General features: G+C 70.1%; 18 protein-coding genes and 1 pseudogene. 8 read left to right on the plus strand and 11 right to left on the minus strand.

Going from position 1 to position 25,310, the window contains the following annotated elements; translation table 11 throughout:
- Nucleotides 1-2: 2 nt before the first annotated feature.
- The 3 genes from F0U63_RS04315 to F0U63_RS04325 all read left to right on the plus strand — a co-directional run bounded on the left by F0U63_RS04315 (nucleotide 3) and on the right by F0U63_RS04325 (nucleotide 3,278).
- Nucleotides 3-1,115 (plus strand): extensin-like protein, encoded by a 1,113-nt coding sequence (locus F0U63_RS04315; RefSeq protein ID WP_395843980.1) that lies wholly within the window; start codon nucleotides 3-5, stop codon nucleotides 1,113-1,115.
- Between the two features lie 211 nt (nucleotides 1,116-1,326).
- Nucleotides 1,327-2,523, plus strand: coding sequence for a hypothetical protein (locus F0U63_RS04320; RefSeq protein ID WP_395843982.1), 1,197 nt, complete (start codon nucleotides 1,327-1,329; stop codon nucleotides 2,521-2,523).
- The gene (locus F0U63_RS04325; protein ID WP_395843984.1) at nucleotides 2,523-3,278 is read left to right on the plus strand and encodes a ferritin-like domain-containing protein; all 756 of its coding nucleotides are present in this window, start codon (nucleotides 2,523-2,525) and stop codon (nucleotides 3,276-3,278) included. Before F0U63_RS04320 ends, F0U63_RS04325 begins: the two co-directional genes overlap by 1 nt.
- A 9-nt stretch (nucleotides 3,279-3,287) precedes the next feature.
- On the opposite strand, the gene F0U63_RS04330 is transcribed toward F0U63_RS04325, so the two are convergent.
- Nucleotides 3,288-3,866, minus strand: a complete 579-nt coding sequence (locus F0U63_RS04330; RefSeq protein ID WP_395843986.1) for a DUF924 family protein — start codon at nucleotides 3,864-3,866, stop codon at nucleotides 3,288-3,290.
- A 106-nt stretch (nucleotides 3,867-3,972) separates the two neighbouring features.
- Between F0U63_RS04330 and F0U63_RS04335 the strand changes: the two genes are divergently transcribed.
- Nucleotides 3,973-4,506 carry a TspO/MBR family protein gene (locus tag F0U63_RS04335; RefSeq protein WP_395843988.1) on the plus strand — a complete coding sequence of 178 codons (534 nt, stop codon included), beginning with the start codon at nucleotides 3,973-3,975 and terminating at the stop codon, nucleotides 4,504-4,506.
- Here F0U63_RS04335 and F0U63_RS04340 read toward each other — a convergent pair.
- Complete coding sequence (locus F0U63_RS04340) at nucleotides 4,493-5,293, minus strand: M50 family metallopeptidase (RefSeq protein ID WP_395843990.1); 801 nt, start codon at nucleotides 5,291-5,293, stop codon at nucleotides 4,493-4,495. The two genes, F0U63_RS04335 and F0U63_RS04340, sit on opposite strands and share 14 nt — an antisense overlap.
- 201 nt (nucleotides 5,294-5,494) lie before the next feature.
- Here F0U63_RS04340 and F0U63_RS04345 point away from each other — a divergent pair, with 201 nt between their 5' ends.
- Nucleotides 5,495-6,631, plus strand: a complete 1,137-nt coding sequence (locus F0U63_RS04345) for a hypothetical protein (protein WP_395843992.1) — start codon at nucleotides 5,495-5,497, stop codon at nucleotides 6,629-6,631.
- A 10-nt stretch (nucleotides 6,632-6,641) separates the two neighbouring features.
- Here the strand turns inward: F0U63_RS04345 and F0U63_RS04350 are convergent, their stop codons facing one another.
- The 8 genes and pseudogenes from F0U63_RS04350 to F0U63_RS04385 form a co-directional block, all read right to left on the minus strand.
- On the minus strand, nucleotides 6,642-7,286 hold the full coding sequence (locus F0U63_RS04350) for a hypothetical protein (protein WP_395843994.1): 645 nt from the start codon (nucleotides 7,284-7,286) through the stop codon (nucleotides 6,642-6,644).
- A gap of 49 nt (nucleotides 7,287-7,335) precedes the next feature.
- Nucleotides 7,336-7,581, minus strand: a pseudogene (locus F0U63_RS04355) (DUF4265 domain-containing protein); the annotation flags it as partial.
- A gap of 62 nt (nucleotides 7,582-7,643) precedes the next feature.
- Complete coding sequence (locus F0U63_RS04360; protein ID WP_395843996.1) at nucleotides 7,644-8,069, minus strand: hypothetical protein; 426 nt, start codon at nucleotides 8,067-8,069, stop codon at nucleotides 7,644-7,646.
- 258 nt (nucleotides 8,070-8,327) lie between these two features.
- Complete coding sequence (locus tag F0U63_RS04365) at nucleotides 8,328-9,254, minus strand: DUF2381 family protein (RefSeq protein ID WP_395843998.1); 927 nt, start codon at nucleotides 9,252-9,254, stop codon at nucleotides 8,328-8,330.
- Nucleotides 9,255-9,315: 61 nt separating this feature from the next.
- Nucleotides 9,316-11,163 carry a serine/threonine protein kinase gene (locus tag F0U63_RS04370; RefSeq protein ID WP_395844000.1) on the minus strand — a complete coding sequence of 616 codons (1,848 nt, stop codon included), beginning with the start codon at nucleotides 11,161-11,163 and terminating at the stop codon, nucleotides 9,316-9,318.
- Nucleotides 11,164-11,233: 70 nt separating this feature from the next.
- Nucleotides 11,234-11,977, minus strand: coding sequence for a hypothetical protein (locus F0U63_RS04375; RefSeq protein WP_395844002.1), 744 nt, complete (start codon nucleotides 11,975-11,977; stop codon nucleotides 11,234-11,236).
- 5 nt (nucleotides 11,978-11,982) lie between these two features.
- The gene (locus F0U63_RS04380; RefSeq protein ID WP_395844004.1) at nucleotides 11,983-12,414 is read right to left on the minus strand and encodes a hypothetical protein; all 432 of its coding nucleotides are present in this window, start codon (nucleotides 12,412-12,414) and stop codon (nucleotides 11,983-11,985) included.
- 158 nt (nucleotides 12,415-12,572) lie between these two features.
- The gene (locus F0U63_RS04385) at nucleotides 12,573-13,565 is read right to left on the minus strand and encodes a hypothetical protein (RefSeq protein WP_395844006.1); all 993 of its coding nucleotides are present in this window, start codon (nucleotides 13,563-13,565) and stop codon (nucleotides 12,573-12,575) included.
- A 151-nt stretch (nucleotides 13,566-13,716) separates the two neighbouring features.
- Between F0U63_RS04385 and F0U63_RS04390 the strand changes: the two genes are divergently transcribed.
- Nucleotides 13,717-15,930 (plus strand): methyltransferase domain-containing protein, encoded by a 2,214-nt coding sequence (locus F0U63_RS04390; protein WP_395844008.1) that lies wholly within the window; start codon nucleotides 13,717-13,719, stop codon nucleotides 15,928-15,930.
- Between the two features lie 9 nt (nucleotides 15,931-15,939).
- Here the strand turns inward: F0U63_RS04390 and F0U63_RS04395 are convergent, their stop codons facing one another.
- Nucleotides 15,940-18,261, minus strand: coding sequence for an ATP-binding protein (locus F0U63_RS04395; RefSeq protein WP_395844010.1), 2,322 nt, complete (start codon nucleotides 18,259-18,261; stop codon nucleotides 15,940-15,942).
- Between the two features lie 334 nt (nucleotides 18,262-18,595).
- Here F0U63_RS04395 and F0U63_RS04400 point away from each other — a divergent pair, with 334 nt between their 5' ends.
- Together F0U63_RS04400 and agmC are read left to right on the plus strand one after the other, a co-directional pair.
- On the plus strand, nucleotides 18,596-20,455 hold the full coding sequence (locus F0U63_RS04400) for an OmpA family protein (RefSeq protein WP_395844012.1): 1,860 nt from the start codon (nucleotides 18,596-18,598) through the stop codon (nucleotides 20,453-20,455).
- A 20-nt stretch (nucleotides 20,456-20,475) separates the two neighbouring features.
- Nucleotides 20,476-25,239 (plus strand): adventurous gliding motility protein AgmC, encoded by a 4,764-nt coding sequence (gene agmC, locus F0U63_RS04405; protein WP_395844014.1) that lies wholly within the window; start codon nucleotides 20,476-20,478, stop codon nucleotides 25,237-25,239.
- The last annotated feature ends 71 nt before the right edge of the window (nucleotides 25,240-25,310 follow it).

Here is a 25,310-nt window from a genome sequence, read left to right on the forward strand (position 1 = left end):
CCATGAAGAAGGCCTTCGAACAGAACGTGTCCCGCGCCAAGCCGCGCCTGCGGTTGGGCGCCTTCACCGGCGCCGTCGACCCCGCGGCGCCCGACGGGGCCGATGGCTCCGAGGGGGCCAACGCCGAGCTCGAGCAGGCCCGGGCCGCCGAGCCCGCGCGGGCCCTGGACTCGGAGCCCGTGCGCGCCCCCGAGCCCGTGCCCGCCGCCCATGACCTGTCGGCCGAGGTGCGCGCCCGCATCGAGCGCGCCCGCGCCCCCCGTCCCACCGCCGCCGAGGTGCTCGACGCCGCCCTGCGCGCCTCCACCACGCCCCCGCCGGGCCAGGACCCCCAGGACGAGGAGCCGGCGCGGGTGACCGTCGCCGCCGTGGCCCAGGCGCCCGTAGCGCCCATGGCCCGCGCCGAGGCGCCCGAGCCCGAGGTGGAGGTGCAGACGCCGGCCCCGCCCCGCGAGGAAGTGGACACCCACGCCCGGCGCGAGCGGCTCAAGGAGCGCCTCAAGGCGGTGCGCGAGAACCCCCGCCCCGAGCCCCTGCCCGCCAGCGTCGCCGAGGCCGGCATGCGCGCCGTGGAGCGCATCTCCGCCCTCCAGACCGAGCTGGTGAAGGTCAAGGCCATCAACCTCACGCTCACCCAGGACCTGGAAGTCACCCGGCGCCAGGCGGAGAAGGCCACCGAGGAGGCCCGCCTGCGCATGGACGAGGCGCGCCGGCTCGCCACCGAGGTGGAGGGCCGGGTGAAGCTCCTGGCCGACCTGGAGCGGGAGCTGGCCGCGCTCGAGGGCGAGCGCGACGAGGCCCTTCTGTCCCTGCAGGAGGCCCGTCAGGCCATGCAGGCCGCCGCCGACGAGCGCTCCACGCTCGAGGCCGCCGTCGCCGAGGCCAAGAAGGCCCTCGCCGACAGCCTCTCCGAGGAGGAGCGGCTCGCCGGCGAGCTGGAGGCCTGCAAGGACGAGGTGGCCGTGATGCGCCGCACCGTCGACACGCTCCAGGGCGAGCGCGACGTGCTGGCCCAGCAGGTGGCCTCCCTCACCGCCGAGCGCGCCGAGCTGCTCGAGGCGCGCAAGGCGCTCGAGGCCGTGCACCGCGCCCTCAGTCAGGCCGTGGCGCGCTGAGCCCCTCGTGCGCTGTATTGGTCGCCCGTCCAAGGCAGGCGGCCAGTCGAGCCTTCGTAACTCCAGACGTCTCGCGAGCGTAAACCCCCGCTGGCCCTGGGTCCGGTTGCCGGAACTGTGGGTGCGCCGGACCTTTACCCGCGACGCGAAGGGGGTGGGGTAAGGCCTTTCCGGCCCACCGGTGCACCCCCAGGGCGCGAAGGAGCTACACGTGGGCTTGGACCTCTTGAAGGAAAAGGGCGTTCCCCTGGATCGCCAGAAGTTCACCTGGAAGGATCTGACGCGGCGGATGATCAGCAAGCTGGATGACGACGCGTTCACGCGCGTGCGCGTCATCCTGATGAATGGCATCGAGTCGGAATCGGTGCGCTTCAGCCATGCGTGCGCGCGCATGAACCTCGACCTGCGCGAGCCCCTGGCGCTCATCCGGCGCGTGGAGCACTTCCAGCAGACGCTGGTCAACTGGCTCAACCCGGGCAACCAGTCGCCGCTGGAGACCACGCTCGGCTACGAGCAGACGGCCATCGAGGTGACGGCGAGCGTGGCCCTGCACGAGCCGGATCCCTACCTCGCGCAGACCTACCGCTTCGGCATGCTCGAGGACTTCGATCACCTCTACCGCTACTCGGCGCTGTACGACCGGCTGACGGGCAAGGATCCCAACTACATCGTCCAGAGCTATTCGGACATCATTCCTGGCCGGCCCACGGTGCTCGAGCACCGCCACCCGCTGGATGACGTGCGCCGCCCCTATGCCTCGCGCACGGCGGACCCCATCTCCAAGCTCAACGCGCTCACCATCGTGTCGGCCGAGAACCAGGTCCACACGTACTACATGAACATCGGGCCGCAGTTCACGGATCCGGTGGCGCGCATGCTCTACGCGGAGATCGCCGCCATCGAGGAGCAGCACGTCACGCAGTACGAGGCGCTGTGCGACCCGAGCGAGACGTGGCTGGAGAAGTGGCTGCTGCACGAGGCCAACGAGGTCTACAACTACTACAGCTGCCTGCAATCCGAGACGAACCCCGTCCTCAAGGAAGTGTGGCAGCGCTTCGTGGACTACGAGCTGGGACACCTGCACTACGTGAAGGAGCTGTTCCAGCGCATCGAGGGCCGCGACGCGGCCGAGGTGCTGCCCAAGGAGCTGCCCGAGCCCATCGGCTTCCACGAGCACCGCCAGTTCGTGCGCAAGGTGCTGCGCGACGAGGAGGGCCTGAGCGCCAAGGGCACCGAGTTCGTGCCGCGCGCCGAGGAGGCCGAGCGCACGCTGCTCTACCGCGAGCAGCTCAACGCGGACGGCTCGCCGTCCGACATCGCCTCCGCCGGGTACATCTGGCGTCCGGGGACCGAGCTGTCGGTCGAAGCCAAACGTGAGGGCGTCGTGTCCGAAGGGAGGATTCAGTAATGGAACGCAAGGCGAGTGAGATGGGGATGAACCGGACCGGCATCAAGACCTCTCCGGTGGAGAGCGCCAAGGAGATCGAGGGCGCGGAGAAGCGCGGGGCCACGAGCCTCGGGGATGCCACGGCCATCGCCCGGGTGCGCCAGGAGTTCGCCCGCGAGGTGGGCAACTTCGGCTCGGTGCCGCCGCCCACGCCCAAGGGCATGGTGAAGGCCGCGGTGGACCTGCTCAAGGGCGGGCGGGCCACCGTCTTCATCGACAAGCTGGGCCAGCGCGCCGGCTTCGAGCGCACCGGCGTGCGGCTGTACGAGGCGGCCCTGTCCAAGCTGGACGTGTTCGGCACGTGGGAGGGAGGACCCTCGCGCGTCGAGCTGGAGAAGATCCGCCTGGACGAGCTGGCGCACTTCGCGCTCGTCGTGCGCACCATCGAGAAGCTCGGCGGTGACGCCACGGCGCTCACGCCCGCCGCGGAGCTGCAGGCCAACATGTCCGAGGGCGTGCCCCGGATGCTGGTGGACCCGCACGTCAACCTGCTGCAGTCGCTCGAGGGTCTGCTGACGGCCGAGCTCGTGGACAACGCGAGCTGGGAGCTGCTCATCGAGCTGGCGGAGCAACTGGGGCACACGGAGATCGCCGAGGAGTTCCAGCGGGCGCTCGACGCGGAGCAGGAGCACCTGGCGCTGGTGCGCAGCTGGATCTCCACGGGCACGATGCTGGAGGCGCGCGTCGGCGAGGAGGCCGCCGGCGCCCCGGCGTAGTCCGTCCCGCTAGAACGCGGAGTCCGGCTCCTGGAGGAAGGCGACTTCCTCCGGAGTCGACTCCCGGCCCAGCGCGGCATTGCGGTGGGGGAAGCGCCCGAAGCGCGCCACGATGTCGTGGTGGCGCCGGGCGCTTTCGTACGTGATGACGCTGTCCGCGTTCTTCCAGGTGAGGGGCTCGGTCAGCGCCACGCACCGCCGCTGGTCCTGGAGGTCCTCGCTGTGCATGAAGGGCAGGTAGAAGAACCACCGCCATACCGGAGGCAGGGGAACGTCGAGCCCGCGCGCGAGTGCCTGCCGCGCCACCTCACGCGCCCGCTCATCCGTGGCGTATGCCCGGGGCGAACCCCGGAAGACATTGCGCGGGAGTTGATCCAACAAGAGCAGCAGGGCCAGGGCACCCCGGGGCTCGTCCCGCCAGGAGTCGAGCTTTCCGGCGGCCGCCTGCTCGCATGCTTCCTGGAAGCGGCGGGTGCACTCGGCGTCGAAGGCCTCGTCGCGCTCGAACCACGCGCCCCGCGGCCGGGTGTGGGCGGGATCCGAGGGTGGGCCAAACCAGAAACCGAGGACGTCATCCACGCGGACCATGGGGCCTCCTGGAAGGGACTCCTTTCTAGCATCCCTCCTATGCGGGGGTGGCCCTCGGATGGGGGCGTCCGCACCTTTGCCCGGCACTGCCCACTGGAGGTGGACGATGACGGAGCACCACGCACTCAACAGCCCCTCGCTGTCGACGCTGAGCAACCCGACACTGCGCACCGAGTCCCTCGCGGCCCTGGGGACCTTCGGAGTACTCACCGCGGGAGCGGCCCTGCTGGGCGCGCGCTCCTCCAGCAGCACCCAGGTGTGGTACCAGCGCCTGCGCAAGCCGCGCTTCCAGCCGCCCGCGTGGGTGTTCGGCCCGGTGTGGACGACGCTCTACGGCCTCATGTCCCTGTCGGCGTGGCGCGTGTGGAACCGGCCCGCGGGCCCCCGGCGCTCCTGGGCGCTCGCGCTGTGGGGCGTGCAGCTGGGCTTCAACGCCCTGTGGTCGCCCCTGTTCTTCGGAAAGCACCGCCCGCGCACGGCGCTGCTGGACATCGCGGCGCTCGGGGTGAGCCTCGCCGCGTACACCGGCGCGGCGCGCCAGGTGGACCGGGGGGCCTCGTGGATGATGGTGCCCTACCTCGCGTGGGTGGGCTTCGCCAGCGCGCTCAACGAGGAGATCGTCCGGCTCAACCCCCGCTGAACTGACCGAACGGCATGCGCGAGCGCACCCGCTCGCGCCGCCGGAGGATGGAGCGCAGCCCGAGCCCCATGGCCAGAAGCGACAGCGCCATCCACACCGCCGCCCAGAAGGGCGCGGGCAGCCAGGTGAGCTCGGCCATGGCGTGGGCATCCGAGACGCCCACCTCCAGGCCAAAGCCAAACAGACCCTTGATGTCCTGGAGTGCCAGCAGGCACGACAGCGCGGCGATCCACAGCACCACGCCGCGCCGCAGCCACACCGGCCCCTTCCACGCGATGAGTCCCAGCAGGGCGGCCATGCCGGCGATGAAGCCGAGCGTGAAGAGGCCGTCGGAGCGCGAGGAGCCGGTGAAGTGCGCGTAGGAGCCGCCGGGATCCGGCGGGAGCAGGGGCACCCAGAGCACGGCGACGCCCACCATCCACGCCACGAGACCCCATAACAGCAACCGTCCGCTGCGCATGCGCCCGGCGGCCACGAGCAGCAGGGCGCCGGCGACGGAGGAGCCCACGTAGCCGCCCGAGGCGATGAGCATCTCCTTCCAGCGCGAGCCGGTGAGGGAGTGGTAGGTGAGGCCGCCGGTGGCAGGGCTGATGGTGACGCTGCTCACGTGTGAGCCCAGGGCCCAGGCGGTGAGGGCGTGTCCGCTCTCGTGCATGAGCGTGACGAGCAGCCTCAAGGGGTAGAGCCACACCGTCTGCCACAGGAAGACACTGGCGGCCGCGGCGAGCACCAGGCACGCGAGCAGGGCGCGGGTGGACAGGGGCGGCGGCTCCGGAAGGGGACGCATGGGCCTTGGACGCTACCACGGCCCCGGGGGTTCCAATATCCGCAGCCCCTGGGGCGCATGACTGGGGAAGTCATGTCCCGAATCCTATGTTATGAGTGGGTCATGACGATGAGCGAGATACCGTGTCCCTGCGGTAGCGGACGGAAAGTCACGCGGTGTTGTGCGAGGGCGACGCTCTTTCCCCAGCAGCCTCCGCCGGGGTTGGATCCGGTCCTCACCGAGGCCTATCTCCACGCGCAGCGGGTGCTGGGCGCGCCCGACGCCTTCCAGCGCATGTCCGACTGCATGGAGCTCCTGCGGGAGATGTTCCGCGAGGGAGGGCCGCTCTCGTCGCTGCGCTGGCCCTGGGAGGAGCTCGTGCCGCCCGTCGAGCGGCACATCTTCCGGGTCATGGCGGAGGTGGAGGGCATCGACGAGCGGCACGAGCGGCTGTTCGAGCGCTGCGCGCCGGACCTGATCGATCCCGAGCGGCTGGAGCGGCTGAACGAGGGCCTGCGCCGCGCGTTGATGTCCCCCGAGCGCACGGCGGACGAGAAGTGCGCGCTGGCGGTGGCGGTGATGGAGCTGCTGTCCGCGCCGCGGCATCCGCCCTACCCGAAGGAGGGGCTGTCGGTGGTGTCGTGGCTGTTGATGTCGCAGGTGGACGAGTGGGTGGCGCGCCGTCAGCGCGTGCAGACGGTGGTGGACGAGGCGCTGGGGAACACGCGCGGGGCGGGGCTCCACGCGGGGTTCATCGGGGGCGTGGTGACGGAGCCCAAGGTGCTCGAGGCGGCACTGGAGCGGGCGGCCCGGGTGGACCCCGAGCTGATGGAGCTGTTGGGCCAGTTCGAGGTGGCCATCCTGGGAGGCATCCTCGCGGGGCGCACGCCCGAGGTGCTCCATGGCGAGGAGTGGCTGTGGATGACGGCGGTGTTGCGCGAGCCGCTGGATCCGGACCGGGCGCCGGCCGCGGACGGACTGGCGCTCTTGCGAGTGCTCGACGCGCGGGTGCAGCAGGTGGTGCTGAGCCGGGTGGAGGCGGCGGGGAGGGATCGCTCGTCGCCGCCGGAGGCGGAGCAGTGGTTCTCCTGGGCCTACAAGGTACTGGTGGCGCGGCCGGTGGCGTTCTTCGGGGCCTTCGCGCGGGCGCGCGAGGCGGTGTTGCTCGAGCGCTTCGCGGGGGAGGCCGAGTGGGTGCACGCGCTGCGGGGGCGCGAGCGGTGGCGCCCGGAGGAACTGGAGCCCTACCGGTTGCGGCTGGAGGCGGTGGGCGCGCCGGAGGCGGCGCGGTGCGTGTGGCGGCTCCAGGCGCACCTGCGCGGAGAGAGCCCGGCGGGGGGCTGGGGCTTCAGGACGTGAGCGCCGCGGGTCAGGTGCCTGGGGCCCTGCGGGGAAGGTCCGTGGTGAACACGGCCTGGAGCAGATCCATCAGTCCGGGCCAGGCCTCGGCCGACAACCACAGCCCTTCCGGGGCATGTTCGGCGGACATGGCCAGGGAGGAGGACTCGAAGAGGCGCGCGGACACCACGCCCTCGCTCGGGAGGCTGCCCTCGATGTCCAGCACCTGGCCGTCCCAGCGCAGGCCCGGGGGGAGCAGCTTGTCCGCGAGGGCGCGCAGGGCGGCCTGTCCGGCGCCGGTGCGCATCACGCCCATGAGGAGCGCGGACGCGGCGGCGGTCTCCTCCATCTCCACCTTGCCGGGCGTGCGCAGCCGCACCTTGTAGCGCCCCGAGGCCAGCTCCACGCGCTCCAGGGTGGTCTCCACCCGCAGGCGCCAGCCCTTGATGGAGAGCCGCACGTCGTACAGCGCGGGGCCGGAGCTCCACGCGGTCAGCTCCAGGTGCTTCACCTGCTGGAGCACCTGGCGGGTGAGGGCCTCGACGCGGGCGTGGGTCAGGCGCACCCGCTTGCGCCCCACGTCCACCGCCACGTCCGCCGACATCGTCGACGGCAGTCGCTTCACCCAGTCGAGCGCGCCTTCCAGCATCTTCGTCGCCCGTGATTGCTCGGCCATCTGCTTCCTCCCCGCACTTGGAACGCGGGGAGCGTAGTACGAACTTCTTTCATGGAGCGAGACAGGCTTCTTCGTAGCCCCATCGCTCCTGGGCTTCGCCTTCGTCCAAGTGCCTCTTCAATACCGCCAGGGGGACAGAGGGGGGAACGTCCACGGAGATCAGCCCCGGGATGTGGCTTCGCTCGATATCGCAGCCCAGTTCCTCGAGTAACTGCCTGACGGGAGGAATGTCCTTCTCGTCGTAGATGATGAGGCGAAGGGTGCTGTGACTCGAGGGGCGCACGACCTCCCGGAAACGAAGCTCCTGCTGTGGAGGCGGTCATGGCGCTTCCTCCTGGCTCGGTTCCTTGCTCCCCTTCATCGGGAGGCGGGCCTGCTCACCGTGGCCACCTTTTTCGCGTGGGCAATGGCGTTCAGGCTCTCCTTCCGGAGGAAGCGCTCCTTGCGAAGGCGCAGGACCCTCCGTTCCGCGTCCTCCAGCATGTCCCATGCTTCTCGGGCCCGGCGGGGGAAGAGGTGGAGGGATTGCACGTAGAGGCAGGCGATATGGACGCGCAGCGCGAGGTTGGAGAAGCCGAGCCGCTGGATACGACGAAGCCACTGGCCGAATTCCTCCCACGGCATGTCGAACGCATACGCCTGGGAGACGAGCTCCTCCGCGATGCCGCGCCGGGTCAGCTGATGCTCGACCTCGGTCTTCGCCTCGCGCAACCACCGTTTCTCCAGCTCCAGCAATGCGCGCTTGATCCCCTCGTATGGGGCGTCGGCCTTCAGCAGCTTCACGAGGAGTTGGTCCTTTTCCTGCCCGCGAGCCAGCCCGCGCTCTTTTCGTGTGCGTCGCATGGTTACGCTCCCGGACAGGGCTTGTCAGGCGTGCACCAACCGCGCGACGGCTGCCGCATCCCGGCGAATCCGCTCCGTCTCCCAACCCAGCACCTCGCTCAGGTCGACTTCATTCATGGGTCTCAGGTCTCCTCCACTGGCCGTGTTCTCACGCCAGTCCGTTCAGCACTCGCATCGGCCGTGGCGGCATGGGTGTGTTCAAGGAAACGTCACGCCGCGCACGGTGAGAGTCCGGGTTCCTTCCGACTCCGTCAGCCGCAGCAGGTATGGCCCTCGGGATTGGGGCTCGGGGGCCTCTGCCTCCACCACGAGCTGTCGCAGCTGTCCCGGGCGGAGCACGCCCGGCGACTGCCAGGTGCGGAGCACTCGCAACGCGTGACCTTCCTCGGTGACCAGCTCGGCCGATTTCACCCGCCAGGGCTGTTGGTGGGATTCAACCATCCACAATTCCACCGCGACCCGGCCGATGGCCTGGTAGCTGTAGGCTTCCTTCACGAAGAGGCTGTCCGCGGGCGACTGGGGGAAGTCGGAAAAGAAGTCCAGCGAGCGGATGCCAATCCCCTTCTTCACGAGCCCGGCACCGAACAGGCCCACGAGGTCTTCCTGGCATTTTCGTGCCGGTTGTCGTGCAAGCGCCACCTCGCAGTGCTCGGCGCGCTCGCGTGCCTGTCTTGCTTCCTCCTGGAAGAAGGCGGCCGAGCGTGGTTTCCGGTCGACTCGGACTTGTCGCTCCACCTGATCGGTGCGCACCACCAGCCGGAAGGTGGTGTTCTCCGGGACGTTGTTGTCCGCGAAGCCCACCACCAACATCACTGTCTTGCCCGGCGGCGCCATCGCGGTGGGAAGAAGGGTGATCAACCCAGCGCTTTCATCCACCATCACCGACTGGAAGAGTTCGCGCTCCTGGACGGTGACGCTCCCTCTGCGCAGAGGCGCGTTGAACATCAGGTTGGAGGCTTGATTGGGGCTGATCCGAACCTCCCAGTGTTGTCCCGCTCTGTCTGCTGTCAGCTCGATGTGGCGCTCGTCTGTCGGCGCGGCCTGTCCTGGGAAGGCTCCGGCCGCGCCGGGTGCACCCGCGAGGAGGTGAAGCGACAAGAGCGTGGTCGGAAGGGACGGCGACATGTGTCAGACCTCCGGAGTGGTCAGGGTACCAGAGACTTCTGACGTTGGCCGCGCTGTTCGTCTACTCGAATCGCTTCACGGCCCGCAGCGTGGGCCACGCTCGAACGAGGGCGGTGTCCCGGGTGCTGCCCTTCTCCTTGACGAGGCCCTTGCGCATGTAGCCGAGCCAGAGCTCCGCGCAGATGGGATAGGTGTGCCCATCCGCGGTGTGCGCCTGGGTGAATCGTCCGTGGACAAGGGTCTCTCCGAAGAACAGCTCTCCCGTGAAGCGGGTGCTCTGGGACGGGAGTTCTCCCCAGTCCATGAGGCTGATGACCGTCACGGGGCCGGGGCGGACCTCGGCGTTCTTCAACCCTGGATTGGGGAACTCCGCGGTGGGCTCGACCCGGACATCGAACATGCCCAGCTTCTTCATGGTCTCCACCGCGCCCTCGGGGCACTCGGCGGGGGGCGGCTCGGCGTAGAAGCGCCGCAGCTCCTGGCTCGGGCCGGCGCAGGACGCCTGGGCCAGGGCGGCGGCCGTGGTGCAGGCCCACGCCAGTTTGCCGAACACCGGTGTCTGGGAAGAGGAGGGCGCTGGGGATTGAACGGGAGATGGAGTCGAAGTGCTCACGCGCGTGCTGTCCTTCCAGGGCGTCGCGCTGGCGACGGGCACAGGGATTGCCGCCCACCACTCGGGCGCTGCGCCACGTCCACCTTCAGGTGGCTCGTGAGGAGCCGCCACTTCCTGGCCGGAGCGAGCAACCCCTCGTGGGACGAGGCCCGAGACCGGGGGCGACATGCACAGCGAGCCCCCGAGGACGAAGGTGGCCAGGGTCCCGGACCAGAGACGGGTCCGTCGGGACGCGAAGGTGGGGGGCGCAGCGGCCGTGGATGCTTCCTCGGGAGGGAGGGCCCTGCCGCGCACGGGGCGCCGCAGGGCCTGGCGCGCGAGCCGCCATGCCCGCTCGCGCAACTCGCCCCAGTCGAGCCACGCCTCCCGGGAAGTGGTGGCGTCGCTCTCCTCCCACTCTTCACACAGCGCCACGTCCCAGGTGCCGTCCGCGCTCGCGAGCAACGCTTCCACCTCTTCTCCCACGGCCTGGGCGCTCTGGGGGCGCGCGGCGAGCGACTTCTCCAGCATGCGCAGGCACAGCTCGCTGAGCGCGCGGGGCACGCGCGGGTTGAGCACATGCGGGGGCTCGGGGTGGTGTTGAAGGATGACGTTGGCGAGTGCTCCCTCGTCGGGCACGTCCGTGTCGAAGGGGTAGACGCCCGTGAGCAGCCAGTAGAGCACCACCCCCAGCGCCCAGAGGTCATCCGAGGGCCGCCCGGGAGAGTGCTCGCCGAGGTGTTCGCGCCGGAAGTGCAGCGTCTCGGGGCTTCGGTAGTGGGGCGTGCCGGGCATGGCCAGGGGGTGGGTGATGTCGAGCGCGCCCCGGTACGTGCCCACGCCGAAGTCCACCAGCACCGCGCACCCGTCCTCGTGCCGCACGAGCACGTTGTCGCCCTTGATGTCCCGGTGCACCACGCCGGCCCGGTGCACCCGCACGAGCTGCCGCGCCACGTCCGCCACCACGCGCGCGGTCTGCCTCGCCGTGGGGTTGTGCTCACTTGCCCAGTCGGGGAGGGGACGGCCATGTACGTAGGGCATGACGAGGTAGAGATAGTGGGGCCGCGCCGAGGGCCACGGCCCGCACGCGGACACCCCTACCTCTTGCATGCGCCGCAGCCGCAGCCGCACCTCCAGCTCGCGCCACGCCCGGTCCTCGTTTCGCAGGGGGAGGAACTTGAGGGCATGGAGTTGTCCGTCCCGGCGGGCGCGGAACACGGTGCCCTGGCCGCCCTCTCCCAGCCGACGCTCCAGCCGGTAGCCATCCACGACCTCGCCCACGCCCGGTGGCCCCTCCCCTCGCGCTGCCCGCTCCATGCACCTGACCTCCAGAGTGGGCCAGTGTAACATGACCCCTGACGCCCGGTGGGAGTCTTCCAGGGGGGCTCTAACGGGACATGTCGAAAGGAGAGGTGGGACGCTTGGCTGGGTCTCTCTTGCGGCAATCCACCTGTTCCTTGCCATCCGCGCCGCACCACGAGGAACAGACCACCTCGGGAGGGCTCGTGTCCGACAATCGTGTCCCCTCACATTGGAAGATGTCCCTGCCTCCGCGTGACTCGCAGGTGTAGGTCCAACGTCCCAGCAAGCAGTCGCCCAGCACGCAGCCGGGCATGAGCAAGGGGACCGGGCCGCAGCGACCGTCACCGGGGTAGCATGGCTCGAGATCCTCGGGAGTGGGGTGCCCCTCCACGAGCCGTTGCATGGCCTCGGTGGCCTGGGTCTCACGGTAGAGGCATTGCAGTCGGGGTGGGCTGCGCTCGTCGAGGGCTTTCTGCTCGGGGCTGTCCTCCTCCTGGGGCTCCGCGTTCCAGGCGAAGGGATCCTTCTGCTCACGGAGGGGCGGCGGTGGTGGCTCCATCCGGGTGTGTCGCAGGTGGCAGCGGCCCCGGACACGGCCGACCACCTCGAGGCGTGTCACCGTGTGCACCTGGCTGCCGGATATCTCCACCTGCTCCCGGCGCAGGACGGACGCTGGAGCGCACGCGCGCGCCCGAGCGATGAAGCAGCCAAGGTCTTCCTGGCAGTCCGTGAACGGCGGGGCGGACACATCTTGGGAGGGTGACTTCTTGCAGGCGGACAGGGGCAGGAGCAGCGCCACGAGCAATAGCCTGATGGGCTGGGTCGGCATGGGGGTCAGCGCTTGTTCCGAGGGACGGTGGGAGGACGAGGAAGTTGATACTTTGGACGGTGAGGCATCTGCTCATGGGGGAGTTCTTGGAATTCAACGGAGCCGCGTGCGCCCATGGCTTCTTGCATGAGGCTGACCATGTAGCTGAGTCCGTACAACTCCACCGTGTCCGCGCTCGTGTTGAAATTCTCCAGCTGACTTGGCTTGTGGGGCCTCGTATCCTCTACCTTCTCTCGCCAGACCTCGGCCAGTTCCTTCCAGGTATTTTCGGAGTCAGTTCTGTCATGGAGGCGGAGCGTTATCCTTCCCGTGCGGGGAATGGTGAACTGGGGAGGATTCTCGAACAGGTGGGCGATTTCCCGCCCGCAGTGGGTGCATCGCTCCCTGTTGCCGGAGTTGTAGCCGCAGTATTCGCAGAAGAATTGCTCGTCGCTCATTTCGTTACCTCCAACCGATACGGCCTTGCCCTGTTGCCATATCGCTTCTGCATTTGTTGATAGGTCATGTGCTCCATGGTCTGAGGATCGAAGATGACGACGCGGCCCGTTGGCGTGACCCGGCCATAGACGACGTGATTGTAGCTGCCATCAATCCATCAGGTGAAGACGGCGTAGTGGCTCACGGGTGCTCCTCCCAGCATGGACACGGGGGTGGGAGCCGCCGTCAGTCCAGTGGCGTTCTCGATGTACTTCAAGGATTTTTCCACGCTCAATCGACTCTCACGACCAGTGTAACCAAAGAGTTGCTCCATCTCGTCAGCCGTATATTTGAAGTAACCCTCCAGGCTGTTGCGGATGACGGTTGCGACACATGCCTTGCAGTTATCATCACGGTCGGAGGGGTTCCAGGCGTTCTCCTTGCCCGGGAGCCGCTTCTCCTGATGGGTACCGACATGAACTTTTGTTCGGAGCACGGCATCCGCTGCCACGTCTCCCGCCACCTGCCGCAGTTCGGTTTCGTTGGCGGCATAACTCATGTGGAGTTTCAACACCTTCGCGTGCTCCACCACGTCGTCCACCGAGCGGAGCTTGCGCATCAGGAAGGCGGCGCGTTGGATCAGCATGCCCCCTGCCTTCACCACCACGTAGCCGCCCACGGGAATACCCACCATGAGGACGAGATCCTCCTTGCTGGTGGGCACCCCCATCATGCCGGCGATCTGGAGGGTGTTCTCGGCGTAGCGCTCCGCTTCGTGCACTCCGGCATGGTTCAGTTTTCGTGCGTAGGCACGGCCTTCGTGCCATGCCTCCACCACAGCGGCGTCTTCTCCGTGACGCAACTCACGTAGCGCGCGGCGCAAGAAGGAGGCAAGGACGACGCGCTGTTGCTGGCGGTGTTCATCGCTCCCTTCTTCATGGCGGGAATCGACCTCGTCCAGGGCGCGCAGGAGGGACTCCATGCGTCCTGGTGGCAGCAGTCCGGCCGAATGGAGGCGCATCAGTTCGAAGTAGAGATCCTCGGCGGACTCATCGGCTTCGACGTCGTACACCTCGGAGTTGGCATCGGGGTGGACGGATTCGTTCGTCGATCCGCAGCCCCCCAGTGCCGCCATGAGCAGCAGCGCGGAGACTTGTTTCAATAAAGACATGGGACCCCCTGATACGTATGGACAGGGGCATAAGACCCAGAAGGTCTGACGTCGTGCATGGCGCGCTCTCATGGCGCCGCGCCATGGGAAGCTGCTCGAGAAGGGGCCTGTTTCGTCGGACCGAGCCCACGCTGCTAGACTCCCGCCCCGTATGGCACAGCCGAAGCACACCGCCGAGCTCTACGCCGCCCAGCACCGGGGCGATGCGGACCACTACGCCACCTACTTCGCGGGCATGGATGCCTCCATGCAGCAGAAGGTGGCCCTCACCACCGCGCACTTCCCCACGCGCGGCCGGGTGGCCGATATGGGCAGTGGTTCGGGCCGGGGCACCTACGATCTGGCCTGTCTCTACAATGGTTTGGAATTGGTGGGCGTGGACATCAACCCCGTGTCCGTGGACATGGCCCAGGCCTCCTACCAGCGCCCCAACCTGCGCTTCGTGGCCGGGGACATCGCCGACCCCGTCTTCCCGCCCGAGTCCCTCGATGGCGTGCTCGACTCGTCGGTGCTCCACCACGTCACCAGCTTCAATGACTTCTCCCTCGCCCGGCTGGAGACGTGTCTGGACAACCAGGTGCGCGCGCTACGCACCGGCGGCGTCATCATCATCCGCGACTTCGTCATCCCCGAGGGCCCCGCCGAGGTCTGGCTCGATCTGCCCACCACGGATGGCGCCGCCGACGGCGACGTTCCCGGCCTGTCCACCGCCGCGCTCTTCGAGCGCTTCGCGCGCGACTTCCGCTGTAGCGTCAACCGCTCGGGGCCGGTGCCCTACACGCGCCTCGCCTCGCCCCACGCGGGCCATGCGCGCTACCGGCTCGCCCTGCGCGCCGCCAACGAGTTCATCCTCCGCAAGGACTACCGCGCCGACTGGGACGTGGAGCTGCTCGAGGAGTACACCTACTTCTCCCAGGCGGACTTCGAGGCCGCCTTCCGCGCGCGCGGGCTGCGCATCCTCAGCTCCATGCCCATCCGCAACCCGTGGATCCTCGCCCACCGCTACGAGGGGCGCTTCCACCTGTCGGGCGTGGACGGGCGGCCCCTGCCGTTTCCCCCCACCAACTACCTCATCGTGGGCGAGAAGGTGCCGCCGGGCGCGGGCGTGGAGCTGCGCGAGGAGCGCTCCGAGCCGCTCACCACGCCGCGCTTCCTGTCGTTGAGCACCTGGCGCCACGAGGCGTCCCGCGAGGTGTTCGAGCTGGTGGAGCGGCCGGGGCGCACGCTGGACGTGCTGCCCTGGTTCCGGCTGGACGGCCAGGTGTTCGTGCTCGCCAAGAAGGGCTTTCCGCGGCCCATCGTCAACGCGTGCGCGGACCATCCCAACCTCGGTGGCGCGGCGCTCTCGGGCTATGTCACCGAGCCCCTCGCCGCCATCACCCTCGGGGGGGAGGCCGCGCCCCAGGCCATCGCCCGCATCCTGCGCGAGCGCGCCGGGCTGGGCGAGGGCCATGTCCTCCACGTGAGCGAGCCGGTGCGCTACTTCACCTCGCCCGGCGGGGTGAACGAGCGCGTCTCCGCGTACCTGGTGGAGGTGCTCCCGTCGGATGTGCCGCCCGCGCTCGACTACGGCCCGTTCACGAGCGCGGGCTCGGTGCGCGAGCTGGACGCGCGCCAGGTGCTGCGCGCCTGCCACGTGGGCGGCATGGTGGACGCGCGCCTGGAGATCAACATCCACCGGCTCCTGCGCCGGCTGGGCGCTTCCCCGGGGCCGTGGATCGGCGCCCCGCTCGCGCTCACCGAGCAGCCCCACGGGCCTCGGGAGGCGCCGGACGCGCTCACCCCCGAGCGCCGCGCCGTCTTCTCCGCGCACGACGATGGGGCCACGGGCTACCTGTCTCCGCGCACGGGCACCTTCACCGAGCGGGACGCCCAGGGGCGCGTGCTCGCGAGCGTGCCCCGCGAGTACCTCGTGCCGGCGGGGGCGAGCCGCAACACGGCGGTGGCGCTGCCGGTGGTGCGCACGCGCGAGGGCTTCCGGGTGGGTCTGGAGCACCGCGAGCTGCCGGCGGTGCAGCACTTCACGGGCGGCGCGGGGCTCGCGGTGGCGCCGGCCTGGCGGTTGCCGCGCACGCTCTCCCATCTGTCCCAGGTGCCCGCCTTCGCGGCCGAGCGCCTGCGCGAGGAGTTCTCCGTGACGGTGCGCCGCGCGTGGGAGCTGGGTGGCCCCTACCACACGACGCCCGGGGTCACCCCGGAGCTGGCCTGGCCCTTCGCCGTGGAGATCGAAGCCGACGCGGCGTGTGACTCCCGCCTGCGCTGGCTCCCGCTGGAGACGCTCATCTCCCGGTTGGATGACGGGATGGATGCGCACCTGCTGGTGGTGGCGTGGCGCCTCGCGCACGCGCTGGGCGTGCTGGGCTGAGCGCGCGCTCTAGGAGGCGGGCGCGGCGGAGCGCTGCTCGACGGGCGCCAGGGGCAGCCGTACCGTGGCCACCGCGCCGCCTCCCTCGCGTGAGCGCAGCGAGATGCGGCCGCCATGCCGGCGGACGATCTCCCGCGACACGTACAGCCCCACGCCGATGCCCGAGATGCCCGTCAGCTCGCGCCTGTCCCCGCGCTCGAAGCGGCCGAAGAGCTGCTCCTCGTCCTCCACGCGCAGGCCGATGCCCCGGTCGCTCACGCGCAGCTCCGCCTCACAGCCCGCCACCTCCTGGAGCTCCACCTCGATGACTCCCCCCGTGGGGTTGTACTTGATGGCGTTGGACATGAGGTTGTGCACCACCTGCTCCAGGCGCAGCTCGTCGAAGTCGCCCAGGAGCGGCTGCGCGGTGAAGGCGAGCGTGTGCAGGGGCGAGGCGGCCACGAGCTCCTCGGCCACCCGCCGCACCACCTCGCTCAGGTCCAGGCGCGTGCGCTGCAGGGGTAGCTGCTCCAGGCCGAGCTGCGAGGCATCCAGGAGCTGGTTCACCAGGCGCGTCACCCGGTCCACCTGCCGGCTCACGTTGTCCAGGCGCTCGCCGTGCTCGCTGCCCAGCTTGCGCCGCAAGAGCTGCACGTGCGCCTTGAGCGCCGTGAGCGGCGTCTTCAGCTCGTGCGAGGCGATGGACAGGAAGGCGTCCTTCTCCCGGCTGGTGCGCTCGATGGCCTCCATCTGCCGCGACAGTTGCCCGGTCATGCGATCGAACGTCTCCGCGAGCTGGCTGAGCTCGCGGGGGGCGTCCTGGGCGGCCTCGGAGGCGCGCGCCATGCGCTCTCCGGCCACCTGCCGGGCCGCCGCGTCGGACACGGCTTGCACCGGCGAGACGATGGTTCGCGTGAAGACGAGCGCCAGCAGCACCGCGGCCCCGATGGCCAGCACCATGGTGCCCAGCAGGCTGAAGTAGGCCCGTTCCACCTCGCGCTGCAGCCGGGTGCCGGGCTGCTCCACCACCACGCGCCAGCCCAGCGAGGGCACCGTCACCATGCCGAAGTGGTGCAGCTGCCCCACGCGCAACATCGGCAAGCCCTCCGCCTCGGTCGAATAGGTGCCCGTGCCGCCGCTGGTCACCTCCTCCAGCGCGCGCGCCAGGGCGGTGCCGGTGATGGTGCGCAGGGGCTCGAGCCCCGTGGTGGCCGAGTCGAAGACCACGCTGCCGCGCGCATCGGTGACGCGGATGCGCCGATCGCTGTTCTGCACCTGGGCGTGCGCGTGCTGGCGCAACCTCGGCAGGTCCATCGCCGCCAGCACGTAGCCCGCGTAGCGCTCGTCCTGGCGGATGGGGGCCACCGCCACCACGAGTGGTCCGGGGCTGTGACTGCGTCCGCTCAGCACATCGCTCACGATGGGCCCGCGCGCCTGCTGCACGAGCCGCACATAGGCGCGGTCGGAGTAGTCCGAGCCGGCCAGCGGGCGGCCCGACAGGTCGTGGCGTGGGGAGTAGGCGATCGACAGGCCCTCGGGATTGCCCACATAGGCCTGGTGCACCTCGGGCGAGTAGGTGACGAGCGCGTCCAGCTCGCCCTCGAGGAAGTGCTGGCCGGGCAGTTGGCCCCCGGCGGTGAGCCCCTGGGACAGCGTGCGCGCGAGCTGTCCCACTCCATGCCGCACGTGCCCGATGCTGCTTTCCACCTCGTTGGCCACCACCCGGGCGGCGTGCAGGTTCTCCTCCTCCACCTGGCGCAATTGCGAGTCATAGCGCTCGCGGCCCTCGGCCCCGCCCAGCACCAACAGGGGCACCACCGCCCCCAGCGTGAGCGCGGAGCTGAAGGTCCGGCCGATGGAGACCTCCGCCAGCGGCGGCGGCAAGAGCGGCCGGAGGCGCCGACGCACGCGGGGAATGAGCAGCAGCACCTGGAGCACCAGCGCCGCCAGGAGCCCGTTCACCGCCTGCTTCACCCCCGCCACCAGCACGCCCTCGGCCGGGATGCCCTCCACCAGGTAGTAGGTGAGGAAGAAGTACAGCGGGCTCATCAGCCAGTAGAGGGCATCGGCCACCAGGGGCGTGAGGCGCCGACGCAGCGCGCCCACGAAGAGCCCCTCCAGCGCCAGGTTGAGCGTGCCCCACGGGTGGTGCCACAGCCGCAGGGTCGCCAGACCCGCCACGGCCCCCGCGATGCCTCCACTCACCGGACCGAACAGCACCGCGGTGATGAGCACCAGCAGGGGCCCGAGCAGCAGATGCACCCCGGGGAGCACCTCGAGGGCCGCCAGGTTCAGCCCGCACCCGAACAGCCCGAGCGCCAGACCGTACCCGATTCGCCCCAGGACTTTCATCGGCGCCCAGGGTGCGCACCAGATGACGTCCTGGCAACGATTCTTTTGCCCTGACTACTCGCCCGGAGTAGGACGGTGGCATTCACGGATGCATGAGCAGGTGGGAACGGATGGCCCCTTCCCGGGCGTCTGGCTTCCCAAGGGCGCCCCCTTGCTGGGCCGGCTGGCGGACGCCTGGGAGAGGGCCTGGGATGGCCCCCGTTGCCTGAGTGGTTGGAATGCCCGCCGTTCCAGCGCCCAGGCGTTTTTCCTCTCCTGCTCCAAAACTGGAACGCAGTGCCATGGCGGGGTTCGATTGGGACGAGACCCGTTGAGACCCCATCACGGAGAAATCATGAGCCACACCAAACCGTCCTCCCCCCCGGGGACGAAGTGGGAGGGAGGCCCGTCGAAGTGGTCGACGGTCGCTGGACGCCTGTGCGTCGCCGCCTCCCTGTTGTCCTCCCCGGCCGTGTTCGCGCAACCGGCGGGGCTGGCCTCCTTCGAGCTGGAGCGGCTGGAGCTGAATCCCAGTGCGCGAGGCTCCCTGGTGCTGGGCACCGGCGAGTTGTTGCCCGAGGGCAGCGCGCGCCTGTCGGTGGCGGGTCATTATGAGAGCAACCCGCTGTCGCTCTACCGCGAGGGAGAGCGGCTGGGGGCGGTGGTGGGAGATCGCGTGACCGGGCACCTGCTGGCGGCGTGGGCGCCCACGCGCTGGTTGGAGCTGGGCGCGCAGGTGCCCCTGGTGGTCTGGCAGCGGGGAGATGATCTCTCGGCCCGAGGTGTCCCGGCGCCCGCGAGCGCGGGCCTGGGCACGCCCCTGCTCCACGTCCGGCTGGGCCTGCTCGCGCAACAGCGCCAGGCGCCGGTGGACCTCGCGCTCGAGCTGGGCGCGGGCCTGCCCCTGGGCAGCGCGGAGGCGCTCTCGCGCGATGGCGCCGTGCGGCTCGCCCCCAAGGTGATGCTGGGCCGTGAGCTGGGCTGGCTGCGCGCGGGCTTGGAGGCGGGGGTGCTGGTGCGCCCCGCGGTCATCCTCGGAGATGGGACGAAGGTGCAGGACGAGGTGGGCAACGAGCTGCGCCTGGGCGCGGCGGTGTCCACCCGGGGCGAGGGCCTGCGCGGTGAGTTGAACGTGCGGGGCTCCGTGCCGCTCGCCGCCCGTGAGTCGGGCGCCGTGGAGGTGCTGGCGGGCCTGCGCCTGCCGGTGGGCTCGTCCGCCGAGGCCTATGCGCTGGGCGGTCCGGGGTTCGGTTCCGCCCCGGGCACGCCGGCCTTCCGCGTGCTGTTCGGCGTGGCCGTGGGGGGCCGCGACCGCTCGGCGGCCTCCGCGCCGGTGGGTCCGGATGCGGATGGGGACGGGGTGGGTGACGCGCGGGACAAGTGCCCCACGGAAGCGGGTCCGGCCTCGCGCCAGGGCTGCCCGGTGAAGGACGAGGACCGGGACGGCATCGCGGACGAGTACGACAAGTGCCCCACGAAGCCGGGGCCCCCCTCGAGCCTGGGCTGCCCGGCGCCGGTGAAGGACACGGACCAGGATGGCATCGCGGACACGGGCGATGACTGCCCGAAGGAGCCGGGTCCGGCCTCAAGCCTGGGCTGCCCGGTGCGGCTCGTGGACGCGGACGCGGACAAGGATGGGGTCGCGGACAGCGTGGATGGGTGTCCGAAGGAGCCAGGTCCGGCCTCGAGCCAGGGCTGCCCGGTGAAGCGCGCGAACGCGAACGCGAACGCGAATGGGGACAGGGACCAGGACGGCGTGGCGGATGCCCTGGACAACTGCCCCGCCGAGGCGGGAGTGGCCACCAACCAGGGCTGCCCGGCGCGGCAGCCGCAGCTCGTGGCCCTTCAGTCCGGCAAGCTCGAGCTCAAGGAGCAGGTGGCCTTCGCCAACCGCAAGGCCGTCATCCAGCCGAGCTCCTTCGCGCTGTTGGATCAGGTGTCCAGCATCCTCGGCCAGCACCCGGAGTTCGGGCACGTCATCATCGAGGGGCACACGGACAACCGTGGCAACGCGGCGGCCAATCGCAAGCTGTCGCTGGCTCGCGCCGAGGCGGTGAAGGCCTATCTGGTGAGCAAGGGCGTGCAGGCCTCGCGCCTGGAGACGAAGGGCCTGGGTCCCGACCAGCCCATCCGCTCCAACCTGACGGAAAGCGGCCGCGTGGCCAACCGCCGCGTGGAATTCATCATCGCCACCCCTGAGCGCGCGCAGAAGTAGCCGACGAGGACAGGAAGACCATGAAGAACACACTCTTCACGAAGTGGCTCGCGGCCGCGCTGTGGGTGCTGGCGCTCGGTTCGACGGCGGCGCTGGCCGAGCCGGATACCTTCTATCTGGGTGATGGGCACAACGGCGCGTTCCGGGCGGGCGCCGAGAGCACCGTCAACAGCTATGCCCAGGTGGTGTCGCCCCTGTTGGAGGGGGACACGGAGCTCTCGGTCACCGCCTGCACGGCGTCGCCCTGCTTCGCGGGCGGGGATCTGGTGATGGTGTTCCAGACGACCGGCTTCCTGGGGACTCCTCCCCCGGTCGAGGACCCCGCGCCGCCCACTTCTCTCAACAGCACCGAGGTGGGCCGCTGGGAGCTGGCGCGGGTGGAGTCCGTGTCGGGGACGACGCTGAAGCTCAGGGCGCCGCTCGTTCGTGGGTACGCGGCGCAGGTGACCCAGGTCATCCGGGTGCCCGAGTTCACCGACGTCAACGTGGGTCCGGAGGAGACCATCATCGCGAAGCCCTGGGATGGCAAGGTGGGAGGGGTCCTGGCGTTCCTGGCCACGGGCACTGTCCGCAACCTGGGGATGATCAGCGCGGACGGGGCGGGCTTCCGGGGGGGCGTGTTCGTCGGTGACTCCGGTGGGAGCGGCTCGACGGGATGCTCGGGTGCGGAGTCCGCGGCCAAGGGGGCTCAAAAAGGAGAGGGCATCGCCAATGCCTACCATGGGCCTGGCCATACGGGACGCGGCTACGTCCTCAATGGCGGCGGTGGGGGTGTCTGCCTCAGGTCTGGCGGAGGCGGAGGCGCCAACCATGGCAAGGGCGGCATGGGAGGGTTCTCCTCCTCCCCGGATGGGAGCCGGAGCGTGGGTGGCCTCGCCGGAGCGCCCATTCGCGACTATTCGCTCCTCGGTCGGTTCATTCCTGGCGGTGGGGGTGGCGCGGGTCACGGCAGCCCGGCGTCCGTCCCGCGAGGGGGCAGCGGAGGTGGCGTGATCTTCATCCGTGCCCTCTCCCTCTCAGGCGGGGGAAGCCTGCTCGCGACGGGCTCCACGGGCTATTTCAGCAACACGGAGGCCGGGGGCGGTGGTGGAGCGGGTGGCAGCATCCACCTGCGCCTGGCCACGAGCGCGACCTGCGGTGACATCGATGCCAGCGGTGGCAACGGAGGAAGCCCCAACACCAAGCAGGTCGGTCCGGGTGGTGGTGGTGGTGGCGGTGTCATCCTGTTGCAGGCCGCCAACGGCGCTGGCTGCGTGGCCGATAGCAGCAGCGTCCTGGGCGGCTTGTCGGGCAGTCAGAAGGAGCCCTCCGCGCCAGGCGGGGCGTCGTACGGTGCGGAAAGGGGCGCGGGCGGCCGGGTGGAGACGATCGATCGGGGCTTCGTCATGCCCACCGTGCCCACGGTGAGCGCGCCCGGCAACGGTACCTCCACGAACAGCGCGCGCCCCAATGTCGCGGGCACGGCCACGCCCAACACGACCGTGGTCATCTACATCGATGGCAGGGAGGCGGGCCGGGGGATCTCCAACGCGGCGGGTGGTTACGTCGTGGCGCTGTTGGATGCCCTGGCCGAGGGGGCTCACTCCGTCCAGGCCGCGACGGAGCTGGATGGCGTCCAGAGCTTCAAGAGCACGGCGAATGCCTTCACCGTGGACACCCTCCTTCCGGAGGCCCCGGTCGTGACGGTGCCGGGCGAGGGCGACTTCTTGAGCACGCTCCGTCCCGTCATCCAGGGCACGGCCGAGGCCAACACCACGGTGACGGTCTACCTGGACAACCGGCCTCCGGTCACCGTGTCCGCGAGCGGCACGGGGGTCTGGACGTATGCGCCGGATTTCGACCTGGCGCAGGGAGGCCACACGGTGAAGGCCACGGCCACGGACACGGCGGGCAATGTCAGCCCCGAGTCCAATGTGCGCGGCTTCAACGTGGACACCCTGGTGCCCGCCGCTCCGGTGGTGAGCACGCCCGCCCAGGGCTCCCATTCCAAAGACACGCGTCCCGTCATCACGGGCACGGCCGAGGCCAATGCCACGGTGACGGTCTACCTCGATGGCTCGTCCGTGGGCACGGCGCCGGTGGATGGCGCGGGAAACTGGAGCTTCACCACGGCGGAGCTGACGGACGGCACGTACACGGTGAAGGTCACGGCCACGGACGCGGCGGGCAATGTCAGCCCCGAGTCCAACACCCGCACCTTCACCATCGATACGCAGGCCCCCGCCGCACCGGTCGTGTCGACACCCACCGAGGGTTCGTATGTGACCACTCCCGTCATCATCACGGGCAGGGCCGAGGCGGGCAGCACCGTGACGGTCGTCATCGATGGCGTGCCCGTGGGGGTCGCCACCGCGAACGCCTCGGGTGAGTGGACCTATGAGATCAGCGCGGTGCTGGAGGGTCCCCGCGAGGTGAAGGTGACGGCCACGGACGCGGCGAACAACACCAGCGCCGATTCCAACACGCGCACCTTCATCGTGGACGCGACGGCTCCGGTGGCGCCGGTCGTCACCGCTCCGGCCGAGGGGGCGCCCGTCAACACGCGCGTCAACGTCATCTCGGGCACGGCCGAGGCCGACTCCACGGTGACGGTGTATCTCAACGGCTCGGTCGTGGGCACGGCGCCGGTGGATGGCGCGGGGGCCTGGAGCTTCACCACGGCGGAGCTGACGGACGGAGGGACGTACGCGGTGAAGGTGACGGCCACGGACGCGGCGGGCAACATCAGCCCCGAGTCCAACACCCGCACCTTCCACGTGGACGTGACGGCTCCGGTGGCGCCGGTCGTGAGCACTCCGGCCGACGGGGCGTTCGTCAATACCCGCACGCCGGTCATCACCGGCACGGCCGAGGCCGACTCCACGGTGACGGTGTATCTCAACGGCACGGCCGTGGGCACGGCGCCGGTGGATGGCGCGGGGACCTGGAGCTTCACCACGGCGGAGCTGACGGACGGAGAGACGTACGCGGTGAAGGTGACGGCCAGGGACGCGGCGGGCAATGTCGGCCCCGAGTCCAACACCCGCACCTTCCACGTGGACGTGACGGCTCCGGTGGCCCCCGTGGTGTCCACACCCGACGAGGGCACCCTGTTCAACACGCGCACGCCGGTCATCACGGGCACGGCCGAGGCGGGCACCACGGTGACGGTCTACCTCGACGGCTCCGCCGTGGGCACCGCGCCGGTGAACACCCTGGGCAACTGGAGCTTCACGACGGCGGAACTGACGGACGGCACGTACGCGGTGAAGGTGACGGCCACGGACGTGGCGGGCAATGTCGGCCCCGAGTCCAACACCCGCACCTTCCGCGTGGACGCGACCGCTCCCTCGGCTCCTGTCCTCACCGCTCCGGCCGATGGAGCGCTCGTCAACACGCGTGTCAACGTCATCTCGGGCACGGCCGAGGTGGGCACCACGGTGACGGTCTATCTCAACGGCTCGGTCGTGGGCACGGCGCCCGTGGATGGCGCGGGGGCCTGGAGCTTCACCACGGCGGAACTGCCGAACGGGACGTACGCGGTGAAGGCCACGGCCACGGACGCGGCGAACAACACCAGCCCCGAGTCCAACACCCGCACCTTCCGCGTGGACGCGACCGCTCCCGCGGCTCCCGTCATCACCGCTCCGGACGACGGGGCGCTCGTCAACACGCGCATCAACATCATCATGGGGACGGCCGAGGTGGGCACCTGGGTGACGGTGTACCTCAACGGCTCGTCCGTGGGCACGGCGCCGGTGGACAGCGTGGGCAACTGGAGCTTCAGGACGGCGCGGCTGGAGGACGGCACGTATGCGGTGACGGCCTCCGCCACGGATGCCGCGGGCAACGACAGCACCGTGGCTCCCGTGCGCCACTTCACCGTGGATGCGAGCGCGCCGGAGACCTTCATCGTCACCCATCCCCCGGAGTTCTCCGCGACCACGGACGCGGCCTTCACCTTCCGCGCGGAGGATGCGTCGTTGCCCGGGACGTATGTGTGCACCCTGGACGGTCAGCCCATCGCGTGCACGGAGTCCCTGGAGCTCATCGTGATCGAGGGCGTGCACACGCTCACGGTCAGCGCGGTGGATGCGGCGGGGAACAGGGATGCGACTCCGGCTTCCTTCACCTGGACCGTGGACACCGTCGCGCCCGAGGCTCCGGTGGTGGTGGCTCCGGCGGAGGGTGCCGCGCTGGAGTCCGACTCGCCCGTGGTCATCACTGGCACCGCGGAGCCGGGCAGCACCGTGACGCTCCTGCTGGATGGGCAGGAGTTCGTGGTGACGGCGAATGACGCGGGCGAGTGGAGCTACACCGCCAGCGGACTCGCCCCCGGTCCCCACCAGGTGACGGCCCGGGCCAGGGACGCGGCCGGCAATGTCGGCCCCGAGTCGGACCCGCGCTCCTTCACCGTGCTGGACAGCGCGCGCATGCCGGACACGGAGATCTCCTCGGGCCCGTCGGGCACCACGGCGGAGCGCGACGCGACGTTCACCTTCGGCTCGCAGCAGGGCGTGTCGTTCGAGTGCCGCCTGGACGGCGCGGAGTTCGCTTCCTGCTCCTCGCCGGTGACCTACACCGGCCTGGCGGAGGGCGAGCACACGTTCGAGGTGCGCGCCCGTGATGCCCGCGGCGTCGTGGATGCCACCCCGGCTTCCCGGACGTGGACCGTGGGCGAGGCGGACATCGCCTACCTCGGCGGCGGGTTCGGCTGCTCGGCCTCGGGCGGTGATTCCTCGCTCGTGCTGATGGCCCTGGGCTCGCTGCTCGCGATGGCTCGCCGCCGCCGCGCCGCCCGCTGAGTCCCCCTGCGCCGTGACGGGAGGCCGGGTTCCTCTTCCCTCGTGGGGAAGCGGGGCCCGGCCTTCTTGCT

This window comes from Cystobacter fuscus, assembly GCF_044360685.1.
GTDB lineage: Bacteria > Myxococcota > Myxococcia > Myxococcales > Myxococcaceae > Cystobacter > Cystobacter fuscus_C.

Excerpts from the sequence above, each read along its gene's own strand:
- F0U63_RS04315 (WP_395843980.1), top strand. The coding sequence starts at position 3 with ATGAAGAAGGCCTTCGAACAGAACGTGTCCCGCGCCAAGCCGCGCCTG.
- F0U63_RS04325 (WP_395843984.1), top strand. The coding sequence starts at position 2,523 with ATGGAACGCAAGGCGAGTGAGATGGGGATGAACCGGACCGGCATCAAG.
- F0U63_RS04330 (WP_395843986.1), bottom strand. The coding sequence starts at position 3,866 with ATGGTCCGCGTGGATGACGTCCTCGGTTTCTGGTTTGGCCCACCCTCG.
- F0U63_RS04335 (WP_395843988.1), top strand. The coding sequence starts at position 3,973 with ATGACGGAGCACCACGCACTCAACAGCCCCTCGCTGTCGACGCTGAGC.
- F0U63_RS04340 (WP_395843990.1), bottom strand. The coding sequence starts at position 5,293 with ATGCGTCCCCTTCCGGAGCCGCCGCCCCTGTCCACCCGCGCCCTGCTC.
- F0U63_RS04350 (WP_395843994.1), bottom strand. The coding sequence starts at position 7,286 with ATGGCCGAGCAATCACGGGCGACGAAGATGCTGGAAGGCGCGCTCGAC.
- F0U63_RS04365 (WP_395843998.1), bottom strand. The coding sequence starts at position 9,254 with ATGTCGCCGTCCCTTCCGACCACGCTCTTGTCGCTTCACCTCCTCGCG.
- F0U63_RS04370 (WP_395844000.1), bottom strand. The coding sequence starts at position 11,163 with ATGGAGCGGGCAGCGCGAGGGGAGGGGCCACCGGGCGTGGGCGAGGTC.
- F0U63_RS04375 (WP_395844002.1), bottom strand. The coding sequence starts at position 11,977 with ATGCCGACCCAGCCCATCAGGCTATTGCTCGTGGCGCTGCTCCTGCCC.
- F0U63_RS04380 (WP_395844004.1), bottom strand. The coding sequence starts at position 12,414 with ATGAGCGACGAGCAATTCTTCTGCGAATACTGCGGCTACAACTCCGGC.
- F0U63_RS04385 (WP_395844006.1), bottom strand. The coding sequence starts at position 13,565 with ATGTCTTTATTGAAACAAGTCTCCGCGCTGCTGCTCATGGCGGCACTG.
- F0U63_RS04390 (WP_395844008.1), top strand. The coding sequence starts at position 13,717 with ATGGCACAGCCGAAGCACACCGCCGAGCTCTACGCCGCCCAGCACCGG.
- F0U63_RS04395 (WP_395844010.1), bottom strand. The coding sequence starts at position 18,261 with ATGAAAGTCCTGGGGCGAATCGGGTACGGTCTGGCGCTCGGGCTGTTC.
- F0U63_RS04400 (WP_395844012.1), top strand. The coding sequence starts at position 18,596 with ATGAGCCACACCAAACCGTCCTCCCCCCCGGGGACGAAGTGGGAGGGA.
- agmC (WP_395844014.1), top strand. The coding sequence starts at position 20,476 with ATGAAGAACACACTCTTCACGAAGTGGCTCGCGGCCGCGCTGTGGGTG.